Consider the following 3,588-nt stretch of genomic DNA (forward strand, 5'->3'; position numbering starts at 1 on the left):
GGCGATCGTCGCTCCGTTGGTCGTGATGGTCGCCGCGCCGCCGCCGCCGCCGCCGCCGCCCGTGCCGCCGAGCGCGACCGAGGCGAAGAGCCCCGTGCTGCTGGCATTGCCGGCGTTGCCGCCCCCGCCTCCGATCGACTGCATCGCCACGCCGGTCGCGAAATTGCCCGCCGTGGACACCTGCGCTTGGCCGCCGAGCGTCGCTTGAACCGTACCTCCTCCTCCGCCGCCGCCGCCGCTGCCACCCACCGTGACGCCGAGCCCCGCCGCGCTGCCGCCGTCGCCGCCGCCGCCGCCGATCGACTGACCCAGGATACCGAAGGCGGAGGCCCCGCTCGTGGTGACGCTGGCAGAGCCGGACATGGTCACGGTCACATCGCCGCCGGCGAAACCGTTGCCGGCGCCGCCACCAACCGTATAGAACAGGCCGCTTGCGTTCCCCCCGACGCCGCCGCTGCCGCCGATCGATTGCGCCAGAATGCCCTTAGCGTTGGCGCCACTCGTGCTGATGGTGCCGGTATTGGTAATCGAGATCGTGCCGACGCTGCCGGCCGAGGCACCCGTGCCGGCGCTGCTGTGGAAGACGCCGTAGGAGTCAGTGCCGGCGCCGCCGCCAGCACCGGCCATGGTTTGCGCAAGGATGCCGCCGGCTTGCGCCCCGCTCGTGGTGATCTTGCCCCCGTTCGTCACCAACAGGTTGCCGGACGCACCGCCGGCGCCGCCGTTGCCGCTGCTACCCGAATCGCCGGTCTCACCGTTGCCGTCGCCACCGGCGCCGCTGAAGCTCTGCAGCACGATGCCGTAGGAGCTGGCACCCTGTGTCGAGATCGCCGAAGCGCCGTCGAGCGAGACCCACAGGTTGCCGGTGTTGCCGCCGGCGCCGCCGGCCCCACCGCCGGCTGCCCCGATGCCTACGCCGCCGAAGCCGCCGTTGCCGCCGGTGCCGCCCTCCGCTCGCACGGCGATGCCGGCGGAGTTCGCGCCCGCCGTCGAGATAGCGGTGCCGGCCAGACTCACGGTCACCTCGCCGGCGTCGCCGCCGGAGCCGCCAGCGCCGCCGTAGGCACTGCCGATCGTCCCCTTCCCACCGCCGGCGTTGCCGGCGTTGCCCCCCTGGCTGGCCACGAGGAGCCCCGGCGAACTGTCGCCCGTCGTGCTGACGGTGGCGTCGGTAAAGGTGATCGGAAGGATAGTGGTAAAGCCGCCGTTGCCGCCATCGCCTCCGTCCGCCTGGGTGAAGTCGGTCTGCGAACCGCCCGCGCCGCCGATGCCGCCCTGCAGCACCACCGTGACTCCGGGCGATTGCGTGCCGGCCGTCGATATGGAGGTTGGTACCCCTATCGATCCCACGGTGAGCCCAGCCCCCGTAACAGAGCCGCCGTTGCCGCCATTGTTGTGCGCCCCGGATTGGTCCGGGTTGCAATTCTGACCGTATTGGCAACCGCTGGCCCAGCCGGCGCCGCCCACACCGGCAATCAGGATGCCGGGCAACAGGTTGCCGGTGGTCTGGACGCTCGTGAAAGCCACCTGGGCGCCGACCCCTTCGACGTTGCCGCCGTTGCCGCCGGTCACGTTGTCGTCTGCCGACCCCGCAGCTCCGGAGCCGCCGTACCCCGCGACAAGGATGCCGGCGGAGGGAGAGATCGGCAGCGAGGACGGCGGCGTGCCGTCCACCGACAGCGTCACGCTGCCGCCCAGTTGGGTGACGAAAGCGAGCCCGCTGTCGCCCCCGGCGACGTTGCTGACACCGCCCTTGATGTGGGCCTCGCCGCCTTGGGACAGGGCTTGGATGCCGTAGGCCCCGGAATTGGCGCTCCCGGCATTCTGCCACTGCCAGTTGACACTGATTGGCGCGGAGTTCGTCACCGTGACGTTGCCGCCGAACCCGCCGGCGCCGCCGCTGTCCGAGCTGCCAGCGCCGCCGTAGGACTGGGCCTGGATGCCGGCAAAGCCGAGGATCCCGATCATTGAAAGGGAGAGCGCGCCGCTGTTGGTGACCGTCACGCCGCCCGACGAGCCGCCGGAGCCGCCAGACGAACCGGTGCCGCCCTGATTTTGCGCAAAGATGCCCGCACCGTACGAGGCATACCAAGCCCCGAGAGACATGGGAGTTGAGTTGCTGACCGACAGCAGCGAGGTCGTTTCGCCGGGGTTTCCCGTGGCGCCAATCGTTTGCTGGTCAATGCCGTAGGCCGGCGACTGCGCCGCCGCATGGCCGGGCACGATCAGCCAGGCGGCCGTGCCGAGCAGCAGAGCGCGCAAGGTCAACGGCCGGCCTACCAGGCCGGAATCGAAAACTGGAATCATGGCGCGCGCCCCCCTGGCTGCTGTGCGGTGTTATCAAGCACGGCTGTGCCAGCCGGCAAGTGACAACCGGGCAACAGGTGCCTCGGTCACCTGTCGCGTGAGAAGCTAGTCTGGGAAAGACAAGCCGACGGCGGGCGTCGCCGCGATCAAGGCTGACATCATTGTGATCACCGATGATGGGGCCGCGTCGCACCACTGCTTGACGAACGGTGCCCGCGACCCGGCACCCACAGCGCGGTACGTTTGTGCTGACTGCGGCGGCTATCAACTGTGAGCGCGGATGGCAGAATGCGCGTGCTGTCGCGGATAGCGCACATGGCCCTGCGACCCCGTCACCGACGGCGACGGCGATCGAGCCTTGCGCCAGGCGGACAACGTGTCACTGCAGCGGTCGGCGTGGCCCGGTTCGGCGGCGGCCTCCAGGCCTGCGACACCGAACCGCGCCGGCAAGGCGAGTGAACCCGCATGGTAGCCGCCGTGGCCCCCTGCCGTCGGGGCTGCCTCAGCCGTGCCGCCCCATTCCGCGCTCAGAAGTGATAGGCGAAGCGCAGGCTGCCGCGCTGCACCAGGAACGACTCGCCGGCCGACAGCGCGTACTCCGCCTTCGCCTCGAAGCCGTTGGCCGCGTAGAAGGTGAGACCAGCGGTGACGTTGCCGACCACGGCCGGCGAGTTCAGGTAGGTCTGGAAGGTGCCGTCCTGAAGCGCAGCGCCGACGAAGCGCGATTTTACCACCCGTGCGTCGTTGGAGTTGAAGCTCACCCCGGCGCTCAGGAACGGGCGCAGGACGGCGTCGTCGAGGGTGAAGCGGCCGCCGATCTCCACCGTCGGCGAGACGATCACGCTGGTGTGGTTACTGCCCTGCACATCGAGCGCGTAGCTGCCGATGCCCTGCTCCCGGTAGCCCGGCGCGTTGGCGTAAACGAGGTCGAGGTCGACCTCGGGCCGGATATACCAGCTCGGGAAGGCGAATTCGTAGCCGGCACGCAGCCGTCCGGCGACGAAGGTCATGCTGCTGTCGCTGTCGAACACGCCCGTGCCCGCCCCGAAGCCGGGCAGCAGCACGAAGCGGCTGTTGTCGTAGCTGCCGTGGGCCACGGCGAGCGAGCCGGCCAGCAGCCATGGGCCCGCCACGTGCTTGAGCGAGACGCTGCCATCGACCGAGAAGCCATGGCCGTTGGAGCCGTTGTTGGCCGTCGACCAGCTCTGGCCGGCGCCGAACGAGCCGCCGAGGTACCAGCCCGGCGCCAGCTCCTTCTGGCCGCCCATCCGGTACATCACG

1 protein-coding gene and 1 pseudogene are annotated in these 3,588 nt (G+C 70.2%); both read right to left on the bottom strand.

Annotated features, from left to right (window positions below; genetic code table 11):
- Positions 1-2,268 (bottom strand): annotated as a pseudogene (locus IEW34_RS22090) (hypothetical protein); the annotation flags it as partial.
- 566 nt (positions 2,269-2,834) lie between these two features.
- Positions 2,835-3,588, bottom strand: a 754-nt coding sequence (locus IEW34_RS22095) for an autotransporter outer membrane beta-barrel domain-containing protein (RefSeq protein ID WP_188611376.1), incomplete at its 5' end; no start/stop codon positions are given.

This window comes from Chelatococcus reniformis (genome assembly GCF_014640075.1).
Taxonomy (GTDB): Bacteria; Pseudomonadota; Alphaproteobacteria; order Rhizobiales; family Beijerinckiaceae; genus Camelimonas; species Camelimonas reniformis.